This is a genomic window from Bradyrhizobium zhanjiangense, from assembly GCF_004114935.1.
Classification (GTDB): Bacteria; Pseudomonadota; Alphaproteobacteria; order Rhizobiales; family Xanthobacteraceae; genus Bradyrhizobium; species Bradyrhizobium zhanjiangense.
In genome coordinates this window covers 5,973,630-5,999,350 of sequence record NZ_CP022221.1, presented here as the reverse complement: position 1 = coordinate 5,999,350, position 25,721 = coordinate 5,973,630, and the positions used below count along the sequence as shown (strand labels likewise).

Annotated in this window: 25 protein-coding genes; 19 read left to right on the top strand and 6 right to left on the bottom strand. The window is 63.1% G+C overall.

Going from position 1 to position 25,721, the window contains the following annotated elements; genetic code table 11:
- Positions 1–56 precede the first annotated feature (56 nt).
- The 15 genes from XH85_RS28875 (at position 57) to dusA (ending at position 14,753) form a co-directional block, all read left to right on the top strand.
- Complete coding sequence (locus XH85_RS28875; protein ID WP_128934527.1) at positions 57–1,331, top strand: MFS transporter; 1,275 nt, start codon at positions 57–59, stop codon at positions 1,329–1,331.
- Complete coding sequence (locus tag XH85_RS28870) at positions 1,328–2,638, top strand: alpha-amylase family protein (protein WP_128934526.1); 1,311 nt, start codon at positions 1,328–1,330, stop codon at positions 2,636–2,638. The genes XH85_RS28875 and XH85_RS28870 overlap by 4 nt, the downstream gene beginning before the upstream one ends.
- 468 nt (positions 2,639–3,106) lie before the next feature.
- Complete coding sequence (locus XH85_RS28860; RefSeq protein ID WP_128934525.1) at positions 3,107–4,465, top strand: ABC transporter substrate-binding protein; 1,359 nt, start codon at positions 3,107–3,109, stop codon at positions 4,463–4,465.
- A gap of 109 nt (positions 4,466–4,574) precedes the next feature.
- Positions 4,575–5,510 (top strand): carbohydrate ABC transporter permease, encoded by a 936-nt coding sequence (locus tag XH85_RS28855; protein WP_164934481.1) that lies wholly within the window; start codon positions 4,575–4,577, stop codon positions 5,508–5,510.
- A complete protein-coding gene (locus XH85_RS28850) occupies positions 5,507–6,469 on the top strand; it encodes a carbohydrate ABC transporter permease (protein ID WP_128934523.1) in 963 nt (320 codons plus the stop codon). The genes XH85_RS28855 and XH85_RS28850 overlap by 4 nt, the downstream gene beginning before the upstream one ends.
- 68 nt (positions 6,470–6,537) lie before the next feature.
- Positions 6,538–6,666 carry a hypothetical protein gene (locus XH85_RS47695; protein WP_338025561.1) on the top strand — a complete coding sequence of 43 codons (129 nt, stop codon included), beginning with the start codon at positions 6,538–6,540 and terminating at the stop codon, positions 6,664–6,666.
- Between the two features lie 10 nt (positions 6,667–6,676).
- Entirely contained in the window at positions 6,677–7,774 is a 1,098-nt protein-coding gene (locus XH85_RS28840) for an ABC transporter ATP-binding protein (protein WP_128934521.1), read from the top strand.
- Positions 7,767–8,792, top strand: coding sequence for an ABC transporter ATP-binding protein (locus XH85_RS28835; protein WP_128934520.1), 1,026 nt, complete (start codon positions 7,767–7,769; stop codon positions 8,790–8,792). Before XH85_RS28840 ends, XH85_RS28835 begins: the two co-directional genes overlap by 8 nt.
- Before the next feature lie 12 nt (positions 8,793–8,804).
- Positions 8,805–9,428, top strand: a complete 624-nt coding sequence (dhaL, locus tag XH85_RS28830) for a dihydroxyacetone kinase subunit DhaL (protein WP_128934519.1) — start codon at positions 8,805–8,807, stop codon at positions 9,426–9,428.
- Entirely contained in the window at positions 9,425–9,817 is a 393-nt protein-coding gene (gene dhaM / locus XH85_RS28825) for a dihydroxyacetone kinase phosphoryl donor subunit DhaM (RefSeq protein WP_128934518.1), read from the top strand. The genes dhaL and dhaM overlap by 4 nt, the downstream gene beginning before the upstream one ends.
- Before the next feature lie 31 nt (positions 9,818–9,848).
- Positions 9,849–10,151: an HPr family phosphocarrier protein gene (locus tag XH85_RS28820; protein WP_164934445.1), complete on the top strand. Its 303-nt coding sequence runs from the start codon at positions 9,849–9,851 to the stop codon at positions 10,149–10,151.
- Positions 10,152–11,783 (top strand): phosphoenolpyruvate--protein phosphotransferase, encoded by a 1,632-nt coding sequence (gene ptsP / locus XH85_RS28815; RefSeq protein ID WP_128934516.1) that lies wholly within the window; start codon positions 10,152–10,154, stop codon positions 11,781–11,783.
- On the top strand, positions 11,776–12,198 hold the full coding sequence (locus tag XH85_RS28810; protein ID WP_128934515.1) for a hypothetical protein: 423 nt from the start codon (positions 11,776–11,778) through the stop codon (positions 12,196–12,198). The genes ptsP and XH85_RS28810 overlap by 8 nt, the downstream gene beginning before the upstream one ends.
- A gap of 37 nt (positions 12,199–12,235) precedes the next feature.
- Positions 12,236–13,219, top strand: a complete 984-nt coding sequence (gene dhaK / locus XH85_RS28805) for a dihydroxyacetone kinase subunit DhaK (RefSeq protein ID WP_128934514.1) — start codon at positions 12,236–12,238, stop codon at positions 13,217–13,219.
- A 517-nt stretch (positions 13,220–13,736) separates the two neighbouring features.
- Entirely contained in the window at positions 13,737–14,753 is a 1,017-nt protein-coding gene (gene dusA, locus XH85_RS28800) for a tRNA dihydrouridine(20/20a) synthase DusA (protein WP_128934513.1), read from the top strand.
- Positions 14,754–14,758: 5 nt separating this feature from the next.
- On the opposite strand, the gene XH85_RS28795 is transcribed toward dusA, so the two are convergent.
- The 5 genes from XH85_RS28795 to XH85_RS28775 all read right to left on the bottom strand — a co-directional run bounded on the left by XH85_RS28795 (position 14,759) and on the right by XH85_RS28775 (position 19,616).
- Positions 14,759–15,313: a TIGR02281 family clan AA aspartic protease gene (locus XH85_RS28795; protein WP_128934512.1), complete on the bottom strand. Its 555-nt coding sequence runs from the start codon at positions 15,311–15,313 to the stop codon at positions 14,759–14,761.
- Positions 15,314–15,341: 28 nt separating this feature from the next.
- Positions 15,342–15,545 carry a DUF1289 domain-containing protein gene (locus tag XH85_RS28790; RefSeq protein ID WP_128934511.1) on the bottom strand — a complete coding sequence of 68 codons (204 nt, stop codon included), beginning with the start codon at positions 15,543–15,545 and terminating at the stop codon, positions 15,342–15,344.
- A gap of 44 nt (positions 15,546–15,589) precedes the next feature.
- Positions 15,590–17,185, bottom strand: coding sequence for a sensor histidine kinase (locus XH85_RS28785; RefSeq protein ID WP_164939947.1), 1,596 nt, complete (start codon positions 17,183–17,185; stop codon positions 15,590–15,592).
- A gap of 167 nt (positions 17,186–17,352) precedes the next feature.
- Positions 17,353–18,633, bottom strand: a complete 1,281-nt coding sequence (gene nhaD / locus XH85_RS28780; protein WP_128934509.1) for a sodium:proton antiporter NhaD — start codon at positions 18,631–18,633, stop codon at positions 17,353–17,355.
- A 110-nt stretch (positions 18,634–18,743) separates the two neighbouring features.
- Entirely contained in the window at positions 18,744–19,616 is an 873-nt protein-coding gene (locus XH85_RS28775; RefSeq protein ID WP_128934508.1) for an NAD(P)-dependent oxidoreductase, read from the bottom strand.
- Between the two features lie 197 nt (positions 19,617–19,813).
- Here XH85_RS28775 and XH85_RS28770 point away from each other — a divergent pair, with 197 nt between their 5' ends.
- The 4 genes from XH85_RS28770 to XH85_RS28755 all read left to right on the top strand — a co-directional run bounded on the left by XH85_RS28770 (position 19,814) and on the right by XH85_RS28755 (position 23,987).
- Entirely contained in the window at positions 19,814–20,251 is a 438-nt protein-coding gene (locus XH85_RS28770; RefSeq protein WP_128937455.1) for a VOC family protein, read from the top strand.
- 52 nt (positions 20,252–20,303) lie between these two features.
- The gene (locus XH85_RS28765; protein WP_164939948.1) at positions 20,304–21,440 is read left to right on the top strand and encodes an Mrp/NBP35 family ATP-binding protein; all 1,137 of its coding nucleotides are present in this window, start codon (positions 20,304–20,306) and stop codon (positions 21,438–21,440) included.
- A gap of 205 nt (positions 21,441–21,645) precedes the next feature.
- A complete protein-coding gene (locus tag XH85_RS28760) occupies positions 21,646–22,734 on the top strand; it encodes a TRAP transporter substrate-binding protein (protein ID WP_091888831.1) in 1,089 nt (362 codons plus the stop codon).
- A 164-nt stretch (positions 22,735–22,898) separates the two neighbouring features.
- On the top strand, positions 22,899–23,987 hold the full coding sequence (locus XH85_RS28755) for a TRAP transporter substrate-binding protein (RefSeq protein ID WP_128934506.1): 1,089 nt from the start codon (positions 22,899–22,901) through the stop codon (positions 23,985–23,987).
- A 375-nt stretch (positions 23,988–24,362) separates the two neighbouring features.
- Here XH85_RS28755 and XH85_RS28750 read toward each other — a convergent pair whose 3' ends face one another.
- Positions 24,363–25,361, bottom strand: a complete 999-nt coding sequence (locus XH85_RS28750; RefSeq protein ID WP_128934505.1) for an alpha/beta hydrolase family protein — start codon at positions 25,359–25,361, stop codon at positions 24,363–24,365.
- Between the last annotated feature and the right edge of the window lie 360 nt (positions 25,362–25,721).

Sequence of the window (25,721 nt, the reverse complement as noted above, 5' to 3'; positions counted from 1 at the left end):
ATGCGCGTTCAGGCTCGGCTTTCCCATAGGTTCAATTCATTGTTGGATCGACTAGCGTGAGCAAAATCATGATCGGCGATCCCGTGCTCGGGCAGACACTGTTTGCTCGATACGGCTTTGCTGCAGGATTGGTCGGAGCCGTGACAGTGCCGTTTCTCGGCGCCTCGCTCGACCGGATGGGCCCGCGAAAGCCTTGGATCGCGGCCTGCATCCTGATCTCGCTGCCGCTCTTGGTCAGCCTGTGGTGGGCGAAGCCGGACCGCAGCGGACTTTCGGTCCATACTGTGTTGGTGATCATGATGGCGCTCAATCTGCTGTTCGTCTATTCCGAGATCCTGCATAACGCGATGCTCGGACCGGCGGTCGGGATGTCGCGGGTCGGCCGCTACTCGGGTGTCAGCCTGGGGGTCGCAAATCTCGTGTCCGTCGCCATCATGACGTTCCTGTTGTGGGGATTTGCGCTTCCCGGACAGTTGCATTGGTTCGGGATCCCCGACCAGCCGCTGTTTGGCTTCTCGCAGGCAAGCCACGAGATGGAGCGCTTGATCGGGCCTCTGATCGCAGCGCTCGCCTGCGCCGGCGTGTTCATGCTGCTTCGCTTCACCATCGACGCGCCGGCATCGGGCGAGACCTTCGCGAGGGCGGTCCGCCTCGGCTCAAGGGATGTGTTCGCTCTGATCGCTGGTCTGCGAAAGCAGCCAAATCTGCTGAAATTCCTGATCGCCCGGACCTTCTATGCTGACGGCTTTCACACCCTTATCATCTTCGAAGGTATCTATGCCTCGGGCGTGATGGGATGGCACGGCTTCAAGCTGCTGAGCTTTGCCCTCATCAAGATCGCATTCGCCGCTCTCGGCGGCTTGCTGGCGGCAGGCCTGAACGCGCGACTTGGCACGCGCCGCGCCATCATCGTTCAAATATCGATGACGGTCGTGCTGTTGGTCATGGTTCTCGGCACGACACCGGACAGGATGATCTTCTTCTGGCCCCATGACCCGGCCGCGCAGCCAGTGTGGAGCGGCCCGGTTTTTCGAACCCTGCCTGAGATCGCCTTCATTCTGCTGTCGGGATCGATGACGGCATTCGCGGTGGCCTCGATCGCGTCGGGGCGCGCCATGATCATTCAGATCGTGCCGCCGATGCGCGTCGGCTCGTATTTCGGGCTGTTCGGCCTGACCGCCAGCACGACAGTCTGGATCGCCCCGATGCTGGTTGGTACCCTGACGGCGCGCTTTCAGTCCCAGGCCGTCGGTCTCGTTCCGATCGCCCTGCTATTGACCCTCGGCGCGATCGGCATGACCTTCGTGAATGCCGCTTGGAGGGTCGCATGAGCAACTGGATCGAGCACGTCATCTGGTGGCATGTGTATCCGCTCGGCTTCGTCGGCGCCGAACGGGAGGCCGGCGCGTGTGCCGGCATCGTGCATCGCCTTGACCATCTTGTGCGGTGGCTCGATTACGCCGTGGAGTTCGGCGCATCTGGTATCCTGCTGGGGCCGATCTTTGCCTCGTCGAGCCACGGATACGACACCACCGATCACCTCCTGATCGACAGGCGGCTTGGGGACAACGCGGATTTCGATGCATTGGTCGCAGCAGCCCGTTGCCGCGGCCTGCGCATTATCCTGGATGGCGTGTTCAACCACTTCGGCCGCGAATCTCCACGCTTTCAGCGTGCCGTCGCCGCCGGCCCGCAATCCCCGGAAGCCGCCTGGTTTCGCTTGACCTGGCCGCCGGACGGAAAGGAGCCTGATTGCGTGACCTTCGAAGGTCACCACCAGCTTGTGACGCTCAACCATGACGAGCCCGCAGTCGTCGACTATGTCATCCGCGTGATGAATCACTGGCTTGATCGCGGTGCCGATGGGCGCCTCGACGCGGCCTATGCTGTCCCGCGGCAGTTCTGGCAGCGCGTCTTGCCTGCGGTTCGCGCGCGGCATACCGACGCCTTCATCTTCGGCGAGGTGATCCACGGCGACTATGCCGGCTTCGTCGACGAGACTGGTGTGGATGCGGTCACGCAATACGAGCTTTGGAAGGCGATCTGGAGCGCCCTGAACGATCGCAACTTCCATGAGCTCGCATGGGCGCTCGGGCGGCACAATGCGATGATCGACCGGTTCGTGCCGCAGACGTTCATCGGCAATCACGACGTCACGCGGATCGCGAGCCAGCTTCTGGACGAACGACATGTCTCGCACGCGCTAGTCATCCTCATGACCTGCGGCGGCACGCCCTCGATCTATGCCGGGGATGAACAGGCGGTCCGCGGGATCAAGGAGCGCCGTGCCGAAGGTGACGACGCAATCCGTCCGGCCTTTCCAGTCACGCCAGCTGAACTGGCGCCGTTCGGCTGGCCGATCTACCGGCTACATCAGGAACTGATCGGACTACGTCGCAAGCATCCATGGCTCTATCGGGCGAAATCCCGTGTAATCGAGCTTCGCAATACCGACCTTGTCTTCGAAGCATTCGACGAGGGCAATCGGCTATGGGTTGCCCTGAACCTGGCCGACGCAGCGGTCGTACGCACCATCGAGTCTGGCGTCGACAGGCTCGCAGGGGCAGCTACGGTGCACAGAGCAGGCGGCAGGACCGAGCTCACGTTGCCACCGCACGGTTGGGCTATCCTGGGTTAGCGACAGTCTGATGGGCGCGGCAGGCTCCGCACAATGCAAGGTTCAGTAAAGCAATGTGCTAAACATGCTTGGCGATAGCCAACTTTCTGACTCGCCCGTTATCCAGGTAGGCTGGATTGCTCCGCCGCGCCAGATCGGTAATCGAATCTCCCGACAATATCCGAGTATTTTCGCTGCATTGCGAACATCCCGCTTGCGCGCGCGAACGTCGCAGACCTTTTCGCCAGGCTCGCGACAAACCGGCTTGACGACCTCCAAAATTTAGTAATACGTTTAGTTCTACAAAAAACTAAACATCACGCATCGAGCCGATGTGTGGGAGGAGCCCAAGCCCTTCCGGACCCGTTTCCGGAAATGGTCCGTGTCGTTCTCCACTCATCGCTCCTCAAACTCGGTTTCAGGGGCTTGGCGTCGTTCCGGCAGGGAGCGCCGAGCGGGTTAGATGCTTCAACGAGAGAGGAAACGGATATGCGGACATTCAATTGGCTAAGAAGCTCGACGGCAACCACGGTCCTCGGGGCGGCGCTGCTGGGGATATTTGACGGAGGCGAAGCCGCAGCCCAGAGCAAGCAGCTCACGCTGTGCTGGGCGGCATGGGACCCGGCCAACGCGCTGGTCGAACTCGGCAAGGACTTCACCAAGCAATCCGGCATCGAGATGAAGTACGAGTTCGTCCCATGGACGAGCTATGCCGATCGCTTCCTCAACGAGCTCAACTCCCACGGCAAGCTCTGCGACCTCATCATCGGCGACAGCCAGTGGATCGGCGGAGCCGCCGAGAACAAGTGGTACGTCAAGCTCAACGATTTCTTCGACAAGGAGAAGATATCGATGAACGACTTCGTCCCGGCGACGGTTGTCGGCTATTCGCAGTGGCCGAAGAACTCGCCGAACTATTGGGCGCTGCCGGCCATGGCCGATGCGGTGGGCTGGACTTATCGCAAGGACTGGTTCTCGCGGCCCGAAATTCAATCCGCGTTCAAGGCCAAGTACGGCCGCGACCTGGCGCCGCCGAAGACCTATGACGAGCTGAAGCAGATCGCTGAGTTCTTCCAGGGCCGCGAGATCGACGGCAAGAAGGTCTATGGCGCCTACATCTTCACCGAGCGCGGCTCCGAAGGCATCACCATGGGCGTGACCAACGTGCTCTACAATTACGGCTTCAGCTACGACAATCCCAAGAAGCCGTACCAGATGCAGGGCGTCGTCAATTCACCGGAAGCGGCCAAGGGGCTCGAGTTCTACAAGGAGCTCTACAAGTGCTGCACCGCGCCGGGCATGACCAATGCCTACATGCAGGAAGGACTTGATGCCTTCAAGTCCGGCCAAGTGGCGATGCAGATGAACTGGTTCGCCTTCTTCCCCGGCCTCTACAAGGATCCGAATGTCGGCGGCGACAAGATCGGCTTCTTCGTCAATCCGGCCGGCCCGAACGGACACTTCACCCAGCTCGGCGGACAGGGCATCTCGGTCGTAGCGACCTCCGATCGCAAGGACGACGCGCTCGCCTACATCAAGTGGTTCGCGCAGCCCGCCGTGCAGCAGAAGTGGTGGCAGCTCGGTGGCTATTCGGCCCTGAAGGCGGTGGTCGACGCGCCCGACTTCCCGAAGAGCGCGGCATTCGCACCGCAATTCCTGGAGTCGATGGGCATCGTCAAGGACTTCTGGGCCGAGCCGTCCTACGCGCAACTGCTGCTCGACATGCAGAAGCGGGTGCATGACTACGTCGTTGCCGACAAGGGCACGGCGCAGCAGGCGCTCGATCTCCTGGTCAAGGATTGGACCAAGGTTTTCAAGGAGCAGGGTAAGCAGGTCGCGTCGCAATAGGCACGGTATTCGCGTCAACCGAACTGGTTTCCCCGGGGATGTGCCTCGGGGAAACCGAACCAGCCAGCCGATGGACAAGATGACGACGATCCTTCAACCCGATGATGCTATGATCCCCGGCGTGAGCGAGCCCGCCAAATCTCGTGCCACGCGGCGCGTCCGCGGCCTGTCGGACCGGACCATCGCCTGGCTGTTCGTTGCGCCGACGATCGCGCTGTTGCTGGCGATCAACATCTTTCCGCTGGTGTGGATGATCCGGCTGTCCTTCACGAGCCTCAACCTCAGCATGTCCTATCTGCCGCTGCGGTTCGTCGGGCTCGACAATTTCACCGACATCTTGACCGACGAGGACGTCTGGATCCGGCTCCAGACCACGGCGGAATTCGTGATCTGGTCGGTGGCGTTGCAGGTGGTCATCGGCTTCGGCTTGGCGCTCCTGATCAACCGCCAGTTTCGCGGTCACAGCTTCTGGACCACGATCATCTTACTGCCGATGATGCTGTCGCCGGCGGTGGTCGGTAACTTCTGGACGCTGCTGTTGCAACCGCAGATCGGGCCGTTCAACTACCTGATCAGCCTGTTCACGGGTGTGCCGCCGAGCTCGTTCAGCATGACCGGGCAGGTTTCGCTCGCGCCCTGGACCATCGTGCTCGTCGACACCTGGATGTGGGCCCCCTACGTGATGCTGATCTGCCTCGCCGGGCTTCGCTCCATTCCCGACTACATCTATGAGGCGGCCGAAGTAGATCGCGCCTCGCCCTGGCGACAATTCTGGTCGATCACGCTGCCGATGACGGTGCCGTTTCTGATGCTCGCCGTTCTGTTCCGCGCGATCGAGAACTTCAAGATGTTCGACATGGTCAATCTCCTGACGTCGGGAGGGCCGGGGTCGACCACCGAGCTCGTGTCGATCACGCTGAAGCGCGCCGCATTCGAGAAGTGGCGCACGGGCTATTCGTCCGCACTCGCCATCATCCTGTTCGTGACAGTGTTCGGTGCCGCCAACATCTACGTCAAAGCGCTCAACAAGGTGAAGCAACGATGACCGCCGTCCTCACCAAGTCCACCGCTCACTCCATCGTGGAGGCTTCGCCGCGCGCGAAGGCCGTGGCCGGCGGCCTCGTGATCCTCTACGCCGTGATCACGATCCTGCCGCTGCTCTGGATCGTCGCCACCGCATTCAAGTCGCAGAGTGACGCCATCGCCTATCCGCCGAAGGTGATCTTCCAGCCGACCCTCGAGGGTTACGTGAACCTCTTTACCGTGCGTACCCGCCAGACACCGGATTTCATCGCCAAACTGCCGCCGCCGGAGACGTGGTACGACAAGCTCGTGCGCCGGCGCGACATGGTCATTGCCGGACCGTCGAAGGTCGTGCCGCGCTTCGTCAACTCGCTGATCATCGGGTTCGGCTCGACCTTCCTGGCCGTCTTTCTCGGCACGCTCGCAGCCTACGCCTTCTCGCGCTTCCGCATTCCCCTGGCAGACGATCTTCTATTCTTCATCCTGTCGACGCGCATGATGCCGCCCGTTGCCGTGGCGATCCCGATCTATCTGATGTACCGGCAGCTCAACTTGACCGACACCAGGCTCGGGATGATCCTGCTCTATACGGCCGTGAACGTCTCGCTCGCGGTCTGGCTGCTCAAGGGCTTCATCGACGAGATCCCGCGCGAGTATGAGGAGGCCGCCCTCGTCGACGGCTACACGCGGCTGCAGGCCCTGCGCAAGGTGGTATTGCCGCAAGCTGTCACTGGAATCGCGGCGACCGCAATCTTCTGTCTGATCTTTTCGTGGAACGAATACGCCTTCGCGGTTCTCCTGACGAGCGGTGAGGCGCAGACCATGCCGCCCTTCATTCCGTTCATCATCGGCGAGGGCGGGCAGGATTGGCCGGCAGTTGCTGCCGCGACCACACTGTTCGTCGTGCCGATCGTTCTGTTCACCGTGTTGTTGCGCAAGCACCTGTTGCGCGGCATCACCTTCGGAGCTGTGCGCAAATGAACGGTTCTACGGTTGCCAAAAGCGGAATGTCTCGCTGGTTCGTTCGTGGGCCTTGGGAGGCCGGCGCGATGACCCTGATCGGGGGCGGCATCGTCATGCTGGTGCAGCCGTGGTCGATCGATCTGTACACCTATTCCTTCGTGACGATCCTCATCGGCACGGTTGGCTATGTCGTCGTCAGCCATGTTCCGGAATAGGGCAGCAGCCATGGCACAAATCCGCGTCGAAAACCTGCGCAAGTCGTTCGATCAGTTCACAGCCGTTGAAGGCTCGAACTTCACCATCGATGACGGCACCTTTTTCGCGATGCTCGGGCCCTCCGGCTGCGGCAAGACCACCACGCTGCGCATGATCGCGGGCCTCGAGCTGCCGACCGAGGGCAAGATCCTGCTCGACGGCGAGGACGTGACCGTTCGCCGTGCCGCTGCCCGCGATATCGCCTTCGTCTTCCAGCTCTTTGCGCTCTATCCGCACATGAATGTGGCGGGCAATATCGGCTTTCCCCTGAAGTGCCAGGGCATTGGGCGACGCGAGATTCGCGACCGGGTGCAGGAAACCGCGCGGCTGCTGCGGATCGAGCATCTCCTGTCGAGCAAGACGTCGAAACTCTCGGGCGGTGACCGGCAGCGCGTCGCGCTTGGCCGCGCCATGGTGAGGCGGCCGAAGGCCTTCCTGATGGACGAGCCGCTGGGCGCGCTCGACGCCGAGTTTCGTCATCTGATGTGCGGCGAACTTCGTGATCTCCACGATCGCATCAGTGCGACCACGGTCTACGTGACGCACGACCAGCTCGAAGCGATGTCGATGGCGGATCAGATCGCCGTCATGAACAAGGGGCGCGTCGAGCAGATCGGCTCGCCGCAAGAGGTCTATGACCGGCCCGCCAGCATGTTCGTGGCCGATTTCATCGGCTCGCCGCCGATGAATTTCCTGCGGTTTGAGAGCGGCCTGCGGTCGGGGGATCGGGCTGTCGCCTTTCATAGCGTCAGCGTCGAAGTCCCGGAGATCCGCGAGGATCGTGCGAGCGCACCGCTGGCGCTCGGGATACGTCCTGAGCACATTCGCTTTGCCGACGCGGCACCCGTCCGCGGTGAGGTGTTCGGCGCCGAATATCTCGGCACCACGCAGATCGTAATCGTCGACACGCCGCACGGGCGCCTGGCGGCGCGGCTGCCCTCCAGCGCGTCGGTGCGGATCGGCGAGACAGTGGGTCTTGAATTCCACTCCGAGAGGCTGGCGCTGTTCGATGTCGCCAGCGGCCTCGCTGTTCGAACCGCCAATATGGGGAGTGCGCGCCGTGGCTGACGTCATCCTGCGCAACATCAGCAAGCGTTTCGACGCGGTCGAGGCAGTACGCGAGCTTTCGCTGGCGGTGAATGATGGAGAATTCCTGGTCCTGCTCGGGCCGAGCGGTGCCGGCAAAACCACGACGTTGCGGCTGATCACCGGGCTCGAGACCCCCGACGCCGGCTCGGTCATGATCGACGGCCGCGACGTGACGCACGATCCGCCGGGATCACGCGATATAGCCTTTGTCTTCCAGCAATATTCGCTGTATCCGCACCTCACGGTCTATGACAATCTGGCGTTTCCGTTGCGCTCCCCCGCGCGGCGCGTGTCGGAGCCAATTATCCGCAAGCGCGTCGAGCAGACGGCGGAGCTTTTGCATATCGCAAGCAAGTTGAACAACCGTGCAACCCGCCTGTCCGGCGGCGAAATGCAGCGGGTGGCGATCGGCCGTGCGCTGGTTCGCGATCCCTCGATCTACCTGATGGACGAGCCGCTCTCCTCGCTGGATGCGAAGCTCCGAGCGGAGCTTCGTCTTGAGCTCAAGCGGATCCAGCTCGAGCTTGGCGCGACCATTCTCTACGTGACCCACGATCAGGTCGAGGCCATGACCATGGCCTCCCGGATCGGCGTGATCAGGGACGGCCAGCTTCTTCAGTGCGGCACGCCGCGGGAGATCTACGAAAGCCCGTCGAGCAGCTATGTCGCCTCGCGCCTCGGCACGCCCCAGATCAACTTCCTTCCGGCCCATCTGTTGTCCGATGTGCCGGTGCCGCCGGGAACGGAGACGGTCGGCATCCGAACCGAGCATCTGCAAATCACTGCGCGCAATGGGGGACGGATGGTCGGCCGGGTGCACCGCATCGAGCACCTCGGTGAGCAGAATCATGTTCACCTGGATTATAAGGGCGAGATGCTGGTGACGCTTGCGGATCCGCGCCAGCCGCTTCAGTCCGGCCAGGAGGTCGAACTGCGCCTGGTGCATCCGCTCTGTTTCGATCGCGCGGGGCAACGCATCCCTGCGATGGTTCACTAGAGGATCAACTCGATGTCGCTACAACCCGAGACGATCAAGACGCTGGTCAAGGTGGCCGCAGAGCAGGTCATCGCGAGCGCGCCAGAACTCACGACCCTGGATCAGGCGATCGGCGACGGTGACCATGGGACAAATATGAAGCGCGGCTTCGAGGCCGTGCTCGGCAAGCTTGATGCCATCTCGGCGCAACCGCTGGACGAGGCGCTGAAGATGATCGGCAAGACCCTGGTGATGACCGTAGGAGGCGCCTCCGGGCCGCTTTACGGCAGTTTCTTTCTTGCCGCGGGCGAAGCGCTCTCGCATGACAGGCACTTGCCGGACGATCTTGCGGATGTCTTTGGCAGCGGCGTGAATGCGGTGAGCGCGCGGGGGCGCTCCCAGGCCGGCGAGAAGACAATGCTCGACGTGCTTGTTCCAGTCCTGGAAACGTTGAGGACGGCGGCCGGCCAACCGGATCTGATCGCGCAGGTCCGCACCACCGCGGCCGAAGCGGTCGAGCGGACCGCAGCGATGCAGGCCACCAAGGGGCGAGCGTCGTTCCTCGGACCGCGCAGCGTCGGACATGTCGATCCTGGCGCACGTTCGAGCTGCGTACTCGTGCAGGCGGTCTGCGCGAGCCTGGAGGGACAGCAATGACCGACACTGTAGGTATCGTGATCGTCTCGCATTCGAAGGATATCGCCAAGGGCACCGCCGACATGGTGCGGCAGATGGTCGGCAGCGAGGTCAAGGTGGCCTTCTGTGGCGGCAATCCGGACGGTGGACTGGGCACCAGTGTTTCCTCGATCATCGACGCCATCAATAATGCCTGGTCCGCAAAGGGCGTCGCGATCCTCGTCGATCTTGGCGGCGCCGAAACCAACAGCGAGATGGCGGTCGAAATGCTGGAGCCTGCACGGCGCGATCTCGTTGTCGTATGCAACGCGCCGATCGTGGAGGGCGCCGTGATGGCGGCGACCGAGGCGGCAGGCGGCAGCTCGCTGGCCCAGGTGAAGGCCGTGGCCGAGGAACTTTCTGCCGACTGACATGTCGGCGAGGTGATGACGGAATGTGAATATGCTGGACAAAGCGGACGGACAGATCTTCACCGGTAATGTGCGGTTGGTGCACGCGGTAGGCATGCATGCGCGCCCGGCGGTCAAGCTGACCAAGCTTGCCAAGAAGTTCCAGGCGCAGATTTCCGTTCGGGTCGCAGGCGCGACCGATTGGATCAACGCCAAGAGCGTGGCCAAGATCATGGCCATGCGTGCGGCGCACGGCAGCACGATCGAGATCAAGGCATCCGGCAGTGACGCGGAGGCCGCGGTTGCGGCGCTGGTCAATCTGATTACAACCGATTTTCCGGACGAGGTTTCCTAGATGCAGGGAGGCGCTACAGGACTGGCCTTCCGCGGCAGAACCGCTTCGATCGGCTTTGCCCATGGTCCGTTCGTCCGTGTCAATGCGGGCGCGAGCGGCGAGCGGGTCGCAGGCTCGCTGGTCGAGGAAGCGCTCGCGCTGCGCAGCGCGATCGACGTGGCAAGCGGGCAGATCGCGGAGCTTGCCGCGATCGCTGGAGGTGAAGCCGCGCAGATTCTGGAATTCCAGGTCGCCCTGCTAGACGATGAGGATTTCATCGAGGCGATCTTCGCGTCGATTGGCGAGGGGAGTCCTGCGGATGTCGCATGGCGTTCGGCGCTTGACGAGCAGATCGCGGACTACAATTCGGCTGAGGACGAATATTTGAAGGCGCGCTCCTCCGATCTCGCTGATTTGCGCGACCGCGTGGTCGCCATTCTGCGGGGAGGCGAGGGCCAGGTCCTGAAAATTCCGAGCGGCGCCGTCGTCTGCGCCGACGATCTGCCGCCCTCGCGTTTTCTGGAGATCGACTGGTCCGGCGGCGGCGGTCTGGCGCTCTTGCGCGGCAGTCCCACGAGCCACGTCGCGATGCTGGCGCGCGCAAGGGGCATTCCAATGGTCGTGCAGATTGGCACGATCACGGAAGTCGCAGCCGAAGTTGGACCCATGGCGCTGCTCGACGGCGAAGGTGCCACGCTTGAACTCGATCCCAGCGCCGAGCAGCTCCGCTTGTTCGAGAAGCGGCGCGAAACCCACCGCAAGAGCAGGGCGTCTGCCCGCGCGATCCTCCAGCGACCGACGGCGTCCTGGCGCGGCGAGCGGATCAAGCTGTTCATCAATATCCAGCGCGTCGAGGATCTCGAGCATGCCGACGCGCAATATGCTGATGGTATCGGCTTGATGCGCACCGAGTTTCTGCTCGCCGAGCGGGGTGGCCTGCCCGACGAGGAGACACAGTTTCAGGCCTACGATGCGGTATTGCGCTGGGCCGACCGGCGCCCGGTCACCATTCGAACCTTTGACGCGGGCGGCGACAAGCCGGTGCCTGGATTCACGCAGGACGGCGAAGCCAATCCCTTCCTCGGGGTCCGCGGCTTGCGGCTTTGCCTGGCACGGCCCGAGATCTTTGCCATTCAGCTTCGCGCGCTGGCGCGTGCGGCCGTGCGTGGAAACCTCAAGGTCATGTTTCCGATGGTCACATCGGCGGACGAACTCGAGGCAGGACGGAAGCTGTTCGCTGACGTCGTGCAGCGCTTGCAGGCGGACGGCATTGCCGCGATGCTCCCCGAGCTGGGAATAATGGTTGAAGTCCCGGCGGCGGCCCTGGCGGTCACGAGCTTCAGGGCCGCCTTCTTCTCAATCGGGTCGAACGACCTCGCGCAATATGTCCTTGCGTGCGATCGTTCCAATGGAGCTCTCGCCCCCTTGATGGACCCGCTGCATCCGGCAGTGCTCGAGCTGATCGCGCGGACCGCGGAGCACGGGCGGCGCGCCGGCATCAGTGTCAGCCTGTGCGGTGACATGGCGAGCGATCCGCGCTGCCTTCCCGCATTGCTGAACTGCGGCTTGCGCGAGCTATCCGTGAATTCATCGGCGCTCGCGCAGATCAAGCAGACGATCGACCGGCTGAGCAGCGGAGGCGGCCTTGGCTGATACGGCGATCGATGAACCGGCGGAAGCCGGTGCTGTTGCGGTCTACAAGCGCATCTTCAAGGAGGTGCTCGAGAGCCGTCCGTCAGGCATGCGGCTTCGCCTTGCACATGCGATGGGCAAGAATCGCAGTTTCGTCAGCCAGATCAGCAATCCGGCATATCCGGTGCCGATTCCGGTGCAGCATCTCAATACGATCTTCGATGTCTGTCACTTTCCGCCGCAGGCGAAGACTGCCTTTCTTCGCGCCTATGCACGCGCACATCCGCGCCGCATCGGCCGCCTGACTGAAGGGGCGCATGAGCGGACCCTGACGCTGCACTTGCCGGACCTCGGCAGTGCCAAGCGCAACGCCGAGCTCGATGCGCTGCTCCAGGAATTCGCGCGGCGCTTGAGTGCCATCATACGCGAAAAATAAGCGCGAAGGCTCAAAGTGATGAAGCGGGGAGAAGACAATGAAAAAATTCATCAATTCGGTCGACGACGTGCTCGCGGAGAGCCTCGACGGGCTTGCCGCCGCGCATGCCGATATCCTCGCGCTCGGCGCGGAGCGGAAATTTGTGCGGCGCCGCGAGCTGAATCCGCGGAAGGTTGCGCTCGTATCGGGCGGCGGCAGCGGGCACGAGCCGCTGCATGCGGGCTTCGTCGGCTGTGGCATGTTGGATGCCGCATGTCCGGGGCAGGTTTTCACCTCGCCGACGCCGGACCAGATCGTCGAGGCGGCACAGGCGGTTGCGGGAGAGGCCGGCGTGCTATTCATCGTAAAGAACTATGCGGGTGACCGCATGAATTTCGAGATGGCGGCCGAGATCGCCGAGGGCCGCACGGCGACCATCGTGACCGACGATGACGTCGCGGTCGAAAACTCGACCCACAGCATCGGGCGTCGCGGCGTGGCTGGCACGCTCATCGTGGAGAAGATCGTCGGCGCGGCTGCCGAGAAGGGCGCCGACCTCAAAGGCTGCGTCGCGCTCGGCGAGCGCGTCAACGCGCGCACGCGTTCGATGGGGGTGGCGCTGACGAGTTGCACGGTCCCGGCCGCGGGCACGCCGACCTTCTCGCTCGGCGAGGACGAGATGGAGGTGGGGGTCGGCATTCACGGCGAGCCGGGACGTCGCCGCGTCAAGCTGGAGCGGGCCGATGCGATCGCTGACGAGATGACGACGGCTATCGCGCAGGAGCTCGACGCGCGCGACGGCGCCGAGGCCCTCCTGCTCGTCAACGGATTTGGCGGCACGCCGATGATCGAACTCTACCTGATGTACAACGCGGCGCGTCGGATGCTCGAGAAGCGCGGTTTGCGCATCGCTCGCTCGCTGGTCGGCAGCTTCGTTACCTCGCTGGACATGGCTGGGTGTTCGCTCACCGTCAGCCTGCTCGACACTGAGACGACCGCGCTCTGGGACCATCCCGTGCACACGGCGGCATTGAAATGGTGATCGCGGTCGTGAGCGGTAGGTGATCGCTTTCGCGCCGGCGAAGGATCAACTGGGCGACGGCTCATTCCCGCTTCGAATTCTCCCAGTCTTCCCTCCCTGGAACTTGCCGTGTCTCTCGGACATGGCATTTCTTTTGCTGGATTACGAAGCGCCGATGTAAAGGTTGGGCCTTTCGCGATGAAAGCCGCCAAGGTCGAACTGAGTCCAACCCACCATTCTTGGCAAGTTCGGCGCGGGCGTTCTCCCGATTCAGTTCTCTCGTTGGTGGTTGGTCGTCTCGATCTGAAGATTTGTCTAATTTTGAGCGGGCCGTTCACCGTCTATTGAAGTGTTGGACCATCCGCGCCGAAGATGGATCCAGATGCTTCTCGTTGCGGCAAACGTGATCGGCATTGCTCTCTCGTGCCCCCCACCCACGATGTTTATTCCACTTGCATGGGACGCACGTTCAGGCGAAGGAAGAGCGCGCGTCATCTCCAAATGGTCAGCCGCGAAGGAATACCTTGATATTCATCGAATGGGACGGACAGAGGTCAATGCCTTGAAATCGCATGACTATCGCTTTTCCGTGGCGCCGATGATGGATTGGACGGACCGGCATTGCCGGGTGTTCCACCGTCAACTGACGCGGCGGGCGCTGCTTTATACGGAGATGCTGACCACGGGCGCCATTATTCATGGCGATCGGGAGCGGCTGCTTGGGTTCGACGCGTGCGAGCATCCGGTGGCGCTTCAGCTTGGCGGGTCGGATCCGCACGAGCTAGCGCTGGCTGCGCGGATCGGTGAGGCGTTCGGTTATGACGAGATCAATCTCAATGTCGGCTGCCCGTCCGATCGCGTGAAGGATGGCCGGTTCGGCGCCTGCCTCATGGCGGAGCCGGAACTGGTGGCGAGATGCGTCGACGCCATGAAGCGCGCGGTCGCGGTTCCCGTCACTGTGAAGTGCCGTATCGGGATCGACGACCAGGACCCTGAAGTGGCGCTCGATACGCTCGCGCGCGCGGTGGTGGCGTCCGGCAGCGATGCGCTGATCGTGCACGCCCGCAAAGCCTGGCTCAACGGCCTTTCGCCGAAGGAGAACCGCGACATCCCGCCGCTCGACTATGATCGCGTCTATCGGCTCAAACGCGCAATGCCTGGTGTGCCCATCATCATCAATGGCGGCATCCCGGGCATCGACGATGCGAAGGCGCATCTTGCCCATGTCGACGGTGTGATGCTCGGCCGCGCCGCCTATCAGGAGCCGTGGCGGCTGCTCAGCGTCGATACCGACATCTTCGGCGAGGCGGCGCCGCACGCGTCCATGCAGGACGCGCTCGAGGCGATGATGCCCTACATCGAACAGCAGCTCGCGCGCGGCACCCGGCTGCACGCGATCACGCGGCATTTCGTCGGCGCATTCCACGCCGTTCCCGGCGCGCGCGCCTTCCGCCGCCATCTTGCCGAGCGGGGGGTGAAGCCGGGCGCCGGTCTCGACGTGCTGCGCGAGGCGATCGCGCGTGTCGGTGCACCTGCGCCAGCGGAGGCGGCGTAGCTCGTCTAGTCGATCGCGATGCGCGAGCGGCGGGGGCCCTTCTGGAGCTCCGGATAACCTGTCAGCATCAGCGTGTCCGCGCGCACGCCCCAGCTTTCCAGGCGGTCGAGGAAGCTCATGCCGAGCAGATTGGTCTTCATCTGGCCACGTTGCACGACCAGGGCCGGCACCGACTTCTCGACCAGCTTGCCGACCGCGAGACGGTCGAGCGTGAGCCGCGCCGCCTTGGTGTGGCCGCCCGCGGTCTCCAGGTCGACGTCGTATTCGAGCATCTCGAGCGGCAGTCCGATCGCTTTCGCGGTTTCCCAGGTCAGCACCACGGAGGTCGCACCTGTATCGATCACCATCGGCGCGGTGACGCCGTTGATCTTCGCACGCAGTGCGAACTCACCACCCTGGCCGCGCGGGATATGCACGGCGGGGGCCGGGGCGGCGGTCTGCGCGCGGAAGATGTGCGAGACCCTGTGGCTGGCGCGCGCGATCTGGTCGGGATCGCCATAGGCGACGACCGCACCTGCGGTGCCGGCGAGCATGATGAGTACAAGCAAGAAGCGGATCATTGCGCGCCTCCAGATGCGCGCGTGCCGATCAGGTACGTTTCGGCGATGCCGCGATCGGTGCGAGTCCTGCCTGATCCATGCGCGCCGGCAACAGCGCCATGACCGTCAGCCGCTCGGCGCTGTCCATGGCGTGCCAGCGCGCGATCTCCGGCAAAGTCCGGCCGCAGCCGAAGCAAAGCTTGGTCTTGGGATCGATCATGCAGACGGCGACGCACGGCGTTTCTTTGCTCATACGGACATTGTGAGGGATCGTCGGGCATGTCTGCAAGCATCTCGTTAAGAGCCCGTGCCTGCGCTCATGATCGGCTTGTGGCGCGGCCGGCGCTTCTCGTCGGGAACGAGCGAACTCTCGGGCTGGAGCGGCGGAGAATCATCCGACAGCGGCGCCAGCGCGCTCATCACGCGCTCCGGCGGGAAGGTGACGATGACCTCGGTGCCGATGCGCAGCTTCGATTTCAGCGTGAACGTGCCGCCATGCAGGTCGATCAGATTCTTGGCGATGGGCAGGCCGAGGCCTGCGCCCTGTTCGGCCGATTTGATCGAGTTGGAGCCCTGGCCGAACGAGGCGAGCACGACCGGGATCTCGTCCTCGGGGATTCCGGAGCCGGAATCCTTCACCGAGAGATATTGTCCACCCGAAGCGGTCCATCCCGCCTTGAGCCAGATCTCGCCGCCCTGCGGCGTGAACTTGATGGAGTTGGAAAGCAGGTTGAGCACGACCTGGCGGATCGCACGCTCGTCGGCCCAGAGCCGCGGCATGGCCTGCTCGAACACTTCGTGGATGGTGATGCCGCGGCTCGAGGCGCGCAGCTTCATCAAATGATGGCAGTCGGCGACGATGCCGACTAGCGACACTGCTTCCTCGTTGAGTTCGTAGCGGCCGGCCTCGATCCGCGACAAATCGAGAATCTCGTTGATGAGGTTGAGCAGGTGCACGCCGGAATTATGGATGTCCGCCGAGTACTCCTTGTAGACCGGCACCGCGTGTGCGCCAAAAATCTCGCTCTTCATCACCTCGGAGAAACCGAGGATAGCGTTCAGCGGCGTGCGCAGCTCGTGGCTCATCTGCGCAAGGAAGCGTGACTTGGCGACATTGGCGGATTCGGCGCGGTGACGTGCTTCGTCCGAGATTGCCTTGGCCTGTTCGAGCTCGCCGATTAGTGCGTCCTTCTCGGCGCGTGCCTCGAGCGTGGCGAAGGTCGAGGAGTGCAGGCGGTGGGCCAGCAGGACGAAATAGCCTTCGGCCGCGAGCGCGAGTGCCGCCAGGATGTAATTGTCCAGTGAGCCGGTCATCACGAAGCTCAGGGCCATTGCGACCGCGACCGGCGCGGTGGCGGCAACGGCGGCGATCGGCAGATTGGCGGCCAGCATGCTCGATACCGCGATCACCAGCAGCATCAGGAACATCATCAGTGTTTCCGTGACCATGTCGAGCACGGGGTGGATCAGGATTGCCATCCAGCACAGGCCATAGAGCAGGTCGAGCACGACGAAACGCGTTCGCCATGCGCGCGTTGCGGCCGGAGAGGCGGCCTCAGTCAGGAACCGCCGGCAGCTGCGGATCATCGCGCTGTGGATGCAGAGCATGCCCGCGGTCCAGGCCGCGGCCGGAATCGGCTGCATCCAGAGCCCGAACAGCACGCCGGTGGCGACTACCAGCAGCATCACGACATAGGAAGCCGACAGCCGCGTCTGGGCATATTGGCGCAGCATCTCGGCGTCGAAGGCCGGCCGGGTTCCGCTGGTCGAGGTTAACTTGTCGCGCGCCTCGCGCACCCGCTGCGCCGCAGCCCTGCGGCTGCTCGCCGATGGAGCGCTCACCGGCTCGGCCGGAAGCTGCACAACCTCGGGCTTTTCAGCGGGGTTACTCATCAAGCAACACGATTCCTGCCCACGCCGGACGCGGGCCTTCTGCATTGTCTATCTCTGGCAAGAAATCCTTAAGAGGTGACTTAAGGAACTAAAGAATTACGTTAACGGATGATTAAGAAACGCCTCTGTGCCGGAACCGGCAGTGCCGAACGACCGGTCACGACGGATCAATGCAGCAGCGAGTGCTGCGCAATGTAGACCAGTGCACCCGCGAGGTAACCCACAAGCGCGGGACCTGCGATCCGGCGGGCGTACCAGAAGAATTCGATCTTCTCGAGCCCCATCGCGGCGACGCCGGCCGCCGAGCCGATGATCAGGATCGAGCCGCCGGTGCCGGCGCAATAGGCGATGAATTCCCAGATGAAGCTGTCGGCCGGATATTGCACCAGATTGTACATGCCCATCGTCGCCGCGACGAGCGGCACGTTGTCGATGATGGCGCTCAAGAGGCCGAGCAGGATGACGATGATGTCGAGACGGCCGACCGTGGTGTCGAGCCATTTTGCCAACAGCTCCAGCACGCGGGCGTGCTCCAGGCAGGCGACGGCAAGGAGAATGCCGACGAAGAACACGATGGAGCTCATGTCGATGCGCGTCAGCGCATGGACGAGGGTGAGGGGGCGACGCGCATCCTCGTCCTTGTGGCGGTGAACGATCTCGCCGACCAGCCAGAGGATGCCCAGCCCGAACAGGATCCCCATGAAGGGCGCGAGGTGCGTCACGGCCTTGAAAACCGGGACGGCGACCAGTGTGCCGAGGCCGAGATAGAACATCAGATTGCGCTCGAACAGCTCGACCTTGAGAGCCTGCGCTTCTCGTTGCAGCGGCGGGACGATGTCCTTCCCCTTGACGGAATAGCCAATGACGAGCAGCGGTATCAGCAGGTTGAGCAGAGACGGCAGGAATACCGCTCCCATGATGCTGACAGGCGAGATCTGCCCTCCGATCCAGAGCATCGTCGTCGTGACGTCGCCGATGACGGTCCAGGCGCCTCCCGCATTGGCGGCGATAACGATGAGGGAAGCGAACAGCAGGCGGTCGCTCCTATTGCCGATCAGCTTCTGAACCAGCGAGACCATCACGATGGTGGTCGTGAGGTTGTCGAGGATCGCGCTCAGGAAGAACGTCACGAAGCCGATGATCCACATCAGCGTGGTCTGCTTCGTGGTGCGGATGACCGAGGTGATGACTTCGAAGCCATTGTGGGCGTCGATCACCTCGACGATCGTCATGGCGCCGATCAGGAAGAAGACGATCTGCGCAGTCGAGGCGACGGATTCGTCGAGCTGGTGGTTGACGAGCGAGGCGTCGCCGACGGACAGCGCGTAGATGGTCCAGAGCAGGCCCGCTCCCAGGAGAGCCGTAGCGCTCTTGTTGATGCCGAGCGGGTGTTCGAGCGCGATGGCAGCATACGCAACGATGAAAACGGCGGCGATCACGCTCAGCAAGTCAGGTCCCCCGGAATTCGTTCTTCTCAATGCGGCCCACGTCGCGGCGCAGGCCCGCGTCGAGGCTGGTGACGGTCGCAGCTGCCCGGCCGCGACCGTCGACACGTTCCTCAGCGTTGCAGGCGTGCGAGCAAACTGGACGTATCCCAGCGCTTGCCGCCCATCTTCTCGACTTCGGCGTAGAACTGGTCGACCAGCGCAGTCACCGGCAGATTGGCGCCGTTGCGGCGGGCTTCAGCCAGCGAGATCGAGAGGTCCTTGCGCATCCATTCGACCGCGAAGCCGAAATCGTACTTGCCCTCGTTCATGGTCTTGTAGCGATTCTCCATCTGCCAGGACTGCGCGGCCCCTTTTGAGATGGTCTCGATCACTGCGGCGACGTCGAGGCCACTCTTCTTGGCGAAGTGGATGCCTTCGGAAAGACCCTGCACCAGACCGGCGATGCAGATCTGGTTGACCATTTTCGTCAGCTGGCCGGAGCCGGCGGGGCCGAGTAGTTTGCACATCCGCGCATAGGCGCCCGTGATGATCGGCTCGGCGCCGGCATAGGCGTCCTGCGCGCCGCCGCACATCACCGTCAGCACGCCGTTCTCGGCGCCGGCCTGGCCGCCGGAGACGGGGGCATCGATGAACTTGAAGCCGGCCTTGGTCGCGGCCGCATCGAGCTCGCGCGCGACTTCGGCCGAAGCGGTGGTGTGGTCGACGAAGGTTGCGCCCTTCTTGACGCCGGCAAACGCGCCGTCGGGGCCGATCGTGACCGCGCGCAGATCGTTGTCGTTGCCGACGCAGCACATCACGAAATCCTGGCCTTCGGCGGCGGCCTTCGGGGTCGGTGCGGTCTTGCCGCCGAACTTGTCTGCCCACTCCTTCGCCTTGGCCGCGGTGCGGTTATAGACGGTGACCTCATGGCCCCCTTTTTTCACGAGGTGTCCGGCCATGGGGAAGCCCATGACACCGAGACCGAGGAAAGCGACTTTTGCCATGTATGGTACCTTGTCCGTAGTTTGGGTTTTACGGTTCTTGCCGGGCGAGCAGGGCGCCTGGTTCCGCCGTGAGGGCGGATTGGGGCGCACCATAAACCCTTGAGGCCAGAGGGCAACGGCTTCGTTTGGCGGTCCCCCGTGCTAGGATGGCGGACCTCAAGGACTTCAAAAAAGGGAGCGAAGGCATGGGCATCGGTTTGGGCGGCGTGAGCGTGGGCGTGCTCGATCATTTCAACATCCGAACCCGAAAATTGGCCGAGACGGTCCGCTTCTACGAAGACGTGCTGGGCCTGGAAAATGGCGCCCGGCCCAATTTCGCCTTCCCGGGGGCCTGGATGTACAGCGAGGGGAAACCGGTGGTGCACCTCGTCGATATTTCTCCGACCGCCGAGCCACAAAAGCCGGATTCCGGCGTTGTCCACCATGTCGCCTTCGTCAGCCGCGGCTTCGACGGTATGAAGCAGCGGCTGGCGTCCAAGGGGATGAAGTTCGAGTCCCGCCAGGTGCCCGGCGGCGAGCTTTGGCAGATCTTCGTCTACGACCCCAACGGCGTCATGATCGAGCTGAATTACGAGGCGGCCAGGGAGCAGGGGGCGGCGCCCGCGGAGATGGCTGACGATATCGGCAGGCAGTAGCCTTTTGGGCGTTTCCGCTCTAATGGGGCATCTTGAAATCAGGAGATGCGCTTTGAGCGTGACGCAGCAACAGGTTCTCGACAGCCTTGCCCGGATCAAGTCGCCGCGCGGGGTCGCGCTCACCAATGCCAACGTGCTGAGCGCGATCAGCGCCTCCGACGGCAAGGTGTTCTTCTCGATCAATGTCGATGCCGCCGAAGCACGGGCCTGGGAGTCCATCCGGGCCGAAGCGGAAGCCGCCGTCCGTGCCATTCCCGGCGTCACCACCGCGATGGTGGCGCTCACCGCCGAGCGCAAGCCGGGCTCCGCGCCGCCGCCACCCCCGCAGCCGAGCCGTGGCACGCCCGGCGTGCAGCCGGTCCATGCTCATAAACCGCCGCAGGGCGGCCAATCGCCGATGGCGCGGCAATCGGAAATCCCGGGCGTTGCCGCCGTGATCGCGGTCGCCTCCGGTAAGGGCGGGGTGGGCAAGTCGACCACCGCGCTCAATCTGGCGCTCGGCCTGCGCGACCTCGGCCTCAAGGTCGGGCTGCTCGACGCCGACATCTACGGCCCCTCGGTGCCGCGGCTGACCGGCCTGCGCGACAAGCCGGAGCTGAACGACGAACGCAAGATGATTCCCCTCCGGCGCTTCGGCCTCGCCATCATGTCGATCGGCTTTTTGGTGGAGGAGGAGACCGCGATGATCTGGCGCGGTCCCATGGTGATGTCGGCGGTGACGCAGATGCTGCGCGACGTCGAATGGGGCAAGCTCGACGTGCTGGTCGTCGACATGCCGCCGGGCACTGGCGATGCCCAGCTCACGCTGGCGCAGAACGTGCCGTTGAAGGGCGCCGTGATCGTCTCGACTCCGCAGGACCTGTCCCTGATCGACGCAAGACGGGGGCTTGCCATGTTCAAGAAGGTCAACGTGCCCGTGCTCGGCATCGTCGAGAACATGAGCTACTTCCAGTGCCCACATTGCGGCACCAAGTCGGACATTTTCGGCCATGGCGGGGCGCGGCACGAGGCCGAGAAGCTTGGAGTCCCGTTCCTGGGCGAGATCCCGCTGCACATGGCGATTCGCGCCACCTCGGATGCCGGCAATCCCGTGGTCGACAGCGAGCCGGACGGACCTCATGCGGCGATCTACCGCGCCATTGCAGGCCAGGTCCGGGACCAGCTCAAGGGTGTCATCGCTGCGGCCTGAATTGGCCGCCGCGGCAAGCTGCGGGGACATGCGACTTTCGTAGAGCCCCGTCATGCCATTGTCGCGTTCCGCAAGCGGGGCTTCCGTGTTAAAGGCCCACGGCAGTCAAGCCCCTTCGGTTCGACGCGGCCTTCACGCGTCGCCGGAATGAGCGGCAGCAAAAGAGAAGTTGAGGGGAAACGCCCCAGCAAGGAGAGAGATGAAGATGAAGCGTCGTGATTTTCTCAAAGTGTCGGCAGCGGGCGCGGCGGCGACCGCGGTGGCCTCGCCGGCAATCGCGCAGTCCTCGCCCGAGGTGAAGTGGCGCCTGACTTCGAGCTTCCCGAAGTCGCTCGACACCATCTATGGCGGCGCCGAGCAGGTGGCGAAATACGTCGCCGAGATGACCGACAACAAGTTCCAGATCCAGGTGTTTGCCGCCGGTGAAATCGTCCCCGGCCTGCAGGCCCTCGATGCGACCTCGAGCGGCACGGTCGAGATGTGCCACACGGTGTCCTACTATTATGTCGGCAAGGACCCGACCTTCGCGATCTTCGCCTCGGTGCCGTTCGGCCTCAATGCGCGCCAGCAGAATTCGTGGCTCTATCAGGGCGGCGGCAACGAGCTCGCCAACGAGTTCTTCAAGAAGTCGAACGTGATCGGCTTCCCCTGCGGCAACACCGGCACCCAGATGGGCGGCTGGTTCCGCAAGGAGATCAAGACGGTTGCCGACCTCTCCGGCCTGAAGATGCGCATCGGCGGCATTGCCGGCCAGGTGCTCCAGAAGGTCGGCGTGGTGCCGCAGCAGCTCGCCGGCGGCGACATCTATCCGGCACTGGAGAAGGGCACCATCGACGCGGCCGAGTGGGTCGGTCCCTACGATGACGAGAAGCTCGGCTTCGCCAAGGTCGCCAAGTACTACTATTATCCGGGCTTCTGGGAAGGCGGTCCGACCGTCCACGCCTTCGCCAACCTGGAAAAGTGGAATGCGCTGCCGAAGAACTATCAGGCGATCCTCACCAACGCGACGGCCAACGCCAACAGCTGGATGGCCGCGCGTTACGACATGCAGAACCCGGCGGCGCTGAAGCGTCTGGTCGCCGGCGGCACCCAGCTGCGTCCCTTCACCAACGAGGTGCTGGAAGCATGCCTCAAGGCGACCAACGAGCTGTGGGCTGAGATCTCGGGCAAGAACGCCGATTTCAAGAAGTCGATCGACGCCATGCAGGCCTACCGCTCCGACGAATATCTGTGGTGGCAGGTCGCCGAATATACCTACGACAGCTTCATGATCCGCTCGCGCACCCGCGGCTGATCTACGGCTTAAGTCGTAAGACGAGTAGCCCGGCCTCCTCGAGGAGGCCGGGCTTTTTCTTTGCCGCAGTGCGATCGGGATGGCATTCGGCGGAGCGATGATCCATGCTGTCCCCAAGCCTCGGCAAGAAGGCCCAACAAGCAGATCCATCAGGGTAGGAAATCATGAAGAGAAGAGACTTCATCAAGGTCACGGGACTTGGTGCGGCCGGCGCCGCCACGCTCGCGGCGCCCGCGATCGCGCAGTCGATGCCGGAAATCAAATGGCGCATGCCGACGAGCTGGCCGAAATCGCTCGATACGCTGTTCGGCGGCGCCGAGATGATGTGCAAGATGGTCGCGGAAGCGACCGACAACAAATTCCAGATCCAGATCTTCGCCGCCGGCGAAATCGTGCCGGGTCTCCAGGTGCTCGACGCCGTGCAGAACGGCACCTGCGAGATCGGCCACACCGCGTCCTACTACTATTTCGGCAAGGACCCGACCTTCACCTTCGGCTCGGCCGTGCCGTTCGGTCCCAACATGCGCATCAACCAGGCCTGGTACATGCTGGGCGGCGGGCGCGACGTGCTCAACGAGTTCTACAAGGGCTACAACGTCGTCTCGCTGCTCGCGGGCAACACCGGCTGCCAGATGGGCGGCTGGTTCAGGAAGGAGGTCAACACGCCCGACGACATGAAGGGCATGAAATTCCGCATTGGCGGCTTTGCCGGCCGCGTGCTCCAGAAGCTCGGCGTGGTGCCGCAGCAGCTCGCCGGCGGCGATATCTATCCGGCGCTGGAGAAGGGCACCATCGACGCCGCCGAATGGGTCGGCCCCTATGACGACGAGAAGCTCGGCTTCTACAAGATCGCGCCGCACTACTACTATCCCGGTTGGTGGGAAGGCGGACCGATGCTGCTGGCCTTCGTCAACCTCGACAAGTGGAACGCGCTGCCGAAATATTACCAGAGCGTGCTGGAGCAGGCCGGCCACTACGCCAACAACTACATGATGGCGCGCTACGACAACGCCAATCCGCTGGCGCTGAAGAAGCTGCTTGCGAGCGGCACCAAGCTGCACGCCTTCTCGCCGTCGATCATGGATGCCTGCCACAAGGCCGCCAAGGAGCTGCACGCCGAAGTCGGCGCGACCAACGCCAGCTTCAAGAAGGTGCACGATTCCCTCGCCAAGTTCACGAGCGATGGCTACGCCTGGTTCCAGGTCGCCGAGGTCGGCTACGACATCTTCATGGCGCGGCGCTCGCAGAGCTGATCACGCCAGCTGTTGCCTGCAACGCCCCGGAGCGAAGGCTCCGGGGCGTTGTCGTCTCCGCGTTTGGAGAGTGCCAGACTCAAAATATGCAAAAACAACCCCATGCACAGTAGACGAGGGGGCACGGCGGTACTTCCTGTCGATGTTGCTAAAAGACTGATACGTCGACGTAAATCACCGGGATGCTACGATCCTCGCGCAGCCGCGGCCCGCGCTGCGTTTTGAGAGCGCAAGTGGGGTAGGGACCACCGAGCGACGGATTCGTTTCGCTCCTCCGATGCTGCGAATTGCGAAGCCGTTTGACACGTCGGGCAAAACAGTGGCAAAAAGGGATAATCGCATAATCCGAAATTTCGCCTCGGCCCATCCCGCGAGCTACGGACCACCTCTCACCAGATGCGTTCGGGAGAAGGCCAGGGCGGCGGCGTTGAGCTGCTCGTGAAAGGCGGCGCGGTCGAACCCCGGTCTGTCGGTGCAGATGTCGGGACGCTTCTTCGCCAGATCCGGCGTGCAGGGCGGAAGGAATGCGTAGTGACCGGCATTCGGCACGAGATGATAGTCGGGTCTGACCGGCAGGTCGCGCTCAATCAGTGAAACATAATCCAGCGTGACTTCGCCGCCGGTCTTGTCGTCTCCACTCAGCGCCGACGCCCAAAGCTGGATCGGAATTTTTACGTCCTTCAGAGCCTCCCGGTCGAACAATGGACCGAAGGCGGGGTCGGCAACGACAAGGGCCTTGACGCGCGGGACATGCGCCAATGCTTGTGCCGGGATCTCGCTTCGTCGCAGTTCGGCGCAGCTGGGTTTCGGAGAATTTTCCGGGCACAAGGCGATGGCCTTTCGCAAATCGGGATTGGCGCCCGCGACCACCAGGCCGGTGTAGCCGCCCCTCGAAAAACCAAAGAACCCAACATGGTCGCGGTCGAGTTTCGCATGATCGGACCATGCGGTGAGCATATGGTCGATCAATCTCGTGACGTCGGACGGACGCTCCGTCAATGCGGCGAGCGTGTCCGCGCGGCTCATGTCGCCGCCGCCGGCGTCGACTGGATGGTCGAGCGCGACGACGACGAACCCGGCATCGGCGAGCACCTCGGCCGTGTCATGATGGCCGATGAAGGATCCCCCATAGCCATGCGAGATCACGATCAATGGCAGCTTGTCACCTGAGACAGCGCAGTCCCGCGTCGCAATCAAAGTGATCGCGCGAAGTTTGACCTCGCCCGCCTGCTCCTGGCACGGCGACCACACGGCCGCCTGGAAGGCTGGCAAACCTGCCCCGGCCGGCACCGTGATGAAGCGAAAGCCGGCCGCCTGGGCGAACGTCGTCATCAGGCAGAAGGCGGATGCGAGTGTGAATCTGAACAGGTGCATGCGTTGCTCTCGTTTTAGTTTTGCCGGAGTCTCTGTTTGGAGCGGATCGGTCATGCAGGACGGGGTTTGGCTGCGCTCTATCCATCCCTACGACCTATGCGCGGCCATGGCTTACACGAACCTGACAAGAGCGCTCTGACCTTTCGATGTCCGCTCATCAGCAATGCGGCAGCAGAGGCTGTCGACGTCAATCGAACGCGCGAGATTTGGTGTCATCTCAACGCTAGCGTGATGCGTAGTACTTCGGTGTTCCTTTCGTGGAACGATCAGGCTATCGGAATCCGGCAATCGGGCTGAAGTCGCGGCGGTGCGTTCACCGTCGTTCCGACTTCACGGTACGGTATACCGGACTCAACCAGT